The 4,102-nt window shown below is 64.1% G+C and carries 4 protein-coding genes; all 4 read left to right on the top strand.

What is annotated here, in order from left to right; genetic code table 11:
• Positions 1-715: 715 nt before the first annotated feature.
• The gene (locus ACFLIM_RS50025) at positions 716-1,138 is read left to right on the top strand and encodes a nuclear transport factor 2 family protein (protein WP_393177961.1); all 423 of its coding nucleotides are present in this window, start codon (positions 716-718) and stop codon (positions 1,136-1,138) included.
• Between the two features lie 97 nt (positions 1,139-1,235).
• Complete coding sequence (locus tag ACFLIM_RS50020; RefSeq protein WP_393177959.1) at positions 1,236-1,571, top strand: transposase; 336 nt, start codon at positions 1,236-1,238, stop codon at positions 1,569-1,571.
• A gap of 26 nt (positions 1,572-1,597) precedes the next feature.
• Complete coding sequence (locus tag ACFLIM_RS50015) at positions 1,598-2,185, top strand: transposase (protein ID WP_393177957.1); 588 nt, start codon at positions 1,598-1,600, stop codon at positions 2,183-2,185.
• A gap of 469 nt (positions 2,186-2,654) precedes the next feature.
• A complete protein-coding gene (locus ACFLIM_RS50010; protein ID WP_393177955.1) occupies positions 2,655-3,461 on the top strand; it encodes an SAM-dependent methyltransferase in 807 nt (268 codons plus the stop codon).
• Positions 3,462-4,102: the final 641 nt, after the last annotated feature.

Genomic DNA, 4,102 nt, shown 5'->3' with positions numbered 1-4,102 from the left:
CGTGGCGGCATCGACCACCTCGCCGCCATCATCAAGCACCATCTCAAACACCTGCAATACCGGCCCGACCTGCTCGACGCCATCATCGCCCAGACCGAACTGATCCTCGAACCCGAACCGCCGTAGGGCCAAAAGTCAGCCTTTCAATGTCTGTAGCTGCTTAGGCGAGTTCTCTGTCGTATGGCCGACAGGGCTAAGGGCAGCAGTTCGTGACCGTAAAGTTCGCGACACCGCGGCCCCGATGAGCACTCCCACTAGGGCGCGCATGACCCACTTTTCCGGCATGCCCCCATTTCACTCCTTGGCGAGGCTCGGCAGGCTGAAGATGAATCTTTCCCGTCTCAACGATCTTGCGCTTGGGGAACCCTCTGACGCTATAGCCGGGCGGCCGGGCGCTCCCTGGCTACCTCTCAAAGGGTGACGCTTTCGTTCTGAACCGCCATTGCCTCCACAAGAGCCGCTGTCAGCGCGAAGCGCTCGCGCACCTTGCTGCAGAAGACCTCTCGATGTGAGTGCCCGTCTCGATCCAGGGAGAGGAGTCAGGCAACGTCCTCGGGGCCCAAGTGTTGTTGTCGGGTGAACTTCTCCGCCCACCGGATGGACGCAGTATCGAGAAACAGAATGAGGTGACCTGCCTCGTCCGTACTTCGGCGGGTTCTGCCTTTACCTGGGTGGTAATTGACATCTCGTGGTGTGGACCGAGAGAGTTTGCGGCATGAGTAGTGACACCCGTGGCGTCGTGGAAGAGTTGCTACGCAGGATGGCCGAGGGCGATCATCATCGGACTGCGCAGTTGTTCGCCGAGTCGATCGACTGGCACCTCAACTGGCCTGTTGAGGGGCATCCAGCGGTGCCCTGGATCCGGCCTCGGTCCAGCCGCGCGGATGTGACGGACCATTTCCAGTCACTGGAGTCCCATCACGTGCCCGAGCTAAACGGCACGTCGGTGACGCAGATCCTGGTCGATGGGACGCACGCTGTCGTGTTTGGAAAGATCGCGCAGACGGTACGAGCCAGCGGTACCGCGTACACCTCACCGTTCGCGCTGCACCTGACCGTCGAAGACGGGCTCATCACCCGTTACCACGTCTACGAGGACAGCCTTACGGTCGCGCTAGCCCTCAGCACACAAACCTGATCGCAAGGACCGGCCCGTTCTGTTAGGAGCTATTAGACCGCAGCTACCAGCAAGCCGGTCACCCGATCTCCGATCCCTTACGATCACTAACCTGGCCTTGATCGCCGGCCAGGACGTCGAGCCCGCCGACGGCAGCGACGGACGGTGGAAGACCGCACCGGACCGGATCATCTCAACCGTCGATGTCGAGGCCCGCCACACCCACAAGAGCACGCAGCAGCGCGACGACGGCTACAAGGGTCACCTGGCTGTCGAGCCGGAGACCGGCCTGTTCACCGCGGTCGCCCTGTGTCCCGGCGCCGGGGCCGTCCATCACGAGGCCGCCGTCGCTCCTGACCTGCCCGCCGCCGAGCGCGGCCCGCTGCAGATCCTGGCCGATGCCGCCTACGCCGCCGCCGACCTGCGCGCCGCCCTGACGGCCGCCGGCTACTGATCAAGCCACCCGCGCTCAAACCCGCCGTGCCGGGCGGGTTCACCCTGGACGACTTCGTCATCGACACCGGCGCCGGCACGGTCACCTGCCCCGCCGGGCACACCGTCCCGCTCGCCGCCCCCTCGGGCCGCTACCAGCAACGCCGCGCCACCTTCACCGGCCTGTGCACCGCCTGCCCCCTGCACGACCGCTGCACCACCGCCAAGACCGGCCGCACCCTGACCATCCGCCCGCACCACGACCTGCAGACCGCCGTCCGCCACCAAGCCGCCACCGACCCCGCCTGGCAGGACGACTACCGACGCTGGCGACCCCTGGTGGAACGTGCCGTGGCCTGGCTGGTCGCCCGCGGCAACCGCCGCCTGCCCTACCGCGGCACTCACGCCAACGACCGCTGGCTCTACCGCCCCGCCGCCGCTCTCAACCTCCGCCGCCTCGTCAACCTCGGCCTCACCCACATCAACAACACCTGGACCCTCACCGCCACCCCGCGACCAAAGATCGCTAGTCCAGTAAGCACTGCCGGCGACGGCCCCCGGTGCCCCTGCACGGTCTGGCAGATCATGGCCATGCCGCACTGCGCTCCGGCGTCCTCGCAGATCAGCAGCGCGTGATGGGTTCGGGACGCTCAGCGCGAGCACTCCCGTCTCGGCGCCGCGGGCCACTCGGCCTGACATTGGCCCCGCGCCTGACATCGACGCCGTGTTCGTTGTCACCCTTCTGACACGTCATTCTGATAATTACGGCGCGTCTCGCCAGCGAGACAAGGGCATGTCTCGGCAATTCGGTCGCTCACGCCTTTCGAATTCTCAACATGACCATACTCTTCCACGACCTGCTACGCCACCATGCACTAGTATGCGAGCAGCCGATTCAGATTGGTCCAGAATGGCGATAGCCTGACCAATCGCGGACGGTGAGGGGCTCACCTGGGGGATGCCCCCTGGGATCGCTAAGATCCAAATAAGCATGCAAATCTCGCAGGTTTAATTCAATGTTAAGCAGCAATCATCTTTTACCATCCTGCAATTTGCGACCGAATGCCTTTTCTGGCCTTCATTTAATATCAGGGATGTTCTGACTATGCACGACCAACACGTCGACAAGACTCTGCTCCAACCGAATGTGCCGAATGCGGCCCGGATCTGGAACTACTGGCTGAGCGGTAAGGACAACTTAGCGGCGGACCGGGCGATAGGCGACCAAGTCCGCACGATCTTCCCCGGGATCGTCGACCTGGCGCGTGAGCACCGGCTTTTCCTGGGGCGGGCGGTTCGCTACCTAGTCGAGGAGGCGGGGATAAGGCAGTTCCTGGACATCGGCATGGGGCTGCCGGCCGAAGACAACACGCACGAGGTCGCGCAGCGGCTGGCGCCCGAGTCGCGGGTGGTCTATGTCGACAACGACCCGCTGGTACTGGTGCACGCACGGGCGCTGCTGACCAGCTACCCCGAGGGCACCACCGACTACATCGAGGCCGACCTGCGGCAGCCTGACGAAATCTTGGCCAGCGCGGCCCGGACTCTGGATCTCACGAGGCCAGTGGCGTTCATGCTTCTAGGCGTTCTGCATTTCGTGTGGGACGACGACGAAGTCCAGCAGATCATCGACCGTTTGCTGAAGGCGGTGCCGTCAGGCAGCCATGTCGCGGTCGCCCACACCACCACTGCGATCAGCGGTGGCTTGGCCGCGAAGGCGGTGCGGGTGTGGAACGAGACCGCCCGACCCAAGCTGAAGTCGCGCAGCCCCAAGCGGATCGCGGAGTTCTTCGACGGCCTGGAGATGGTCGAGCCCGGGTGGGTCTCGTCCTCACGGTGGCGTCCCGACCTCGACCCGTTCGGCCTCCCGGCGGAAGTGGACCAGTGGGCGGGGGTTGCCCGGAAACCATAGACGCCAATCCAGTTGAGTGTGGCTGTGTGCCCTAAACACGAAGGAGAGTTCGATGTAGGAGAGCGATCTGGAGCGATGCTGCTCGGACGATGAAGGTTGTGGCCCTTCGGAGTCGCTCTGCGGAGGGAGGCTCCAAACCGCCTCAAGCTGCGTTGGTTGACGACCGTCGTGGTGAGCGTTGAGGAAAGGCACCCGTGAGGTGTCAGGTGGGGACCGGGAAGGCGAACGCGAGTGAACCACTGCTGACGTGTCGAAACCCAATCAGATGACATCGAAACCTGGGTGTAGCTACGACTTCGGGATGAGCCTGGCGGGTGTCCGCTTATTGGCCAGGTGGTGTCCGGCATGGAGGTGGCGCGAGTCCGGTCTGCTGCGTCCGAGTGGAACAGGAGAAGGTGTGCTCGGGTACTGTCCGCCTTCGGGCGGGCGACAGGGAGCGCTCCGAAGCGGTCCAAAGCCGTGAGGGGTTGAGTACCGTCGCCGGGCATGCTGGCGGACCGGCTCGTAGTAGTGGTGAAGGTGTGCCACGAACGTGGAGAGGGGCTTGTGATGTAGGTAGAGCTTCTTGAAGCGGTGCTGCGTGGAAGATGAAGGTGATGGCCCTTCAGAGCCGCCCTGCGGGGGGAGGCTCTAAACCGCCC

Source organism: Nonomuraea marmarensis (assembly GCF_043197025.1).
Lineage (GTDB): Bacteria > Actinomycetota > Actinomycetes > Streptosporangiales > Streptosporangiaceae > Nonomuraea > Nonomuraea marmarensis.
Note: the sequence above shows the minus strand (reverse complement) of the source record. Positions and strands in the feature narration are given on the sequence as shown.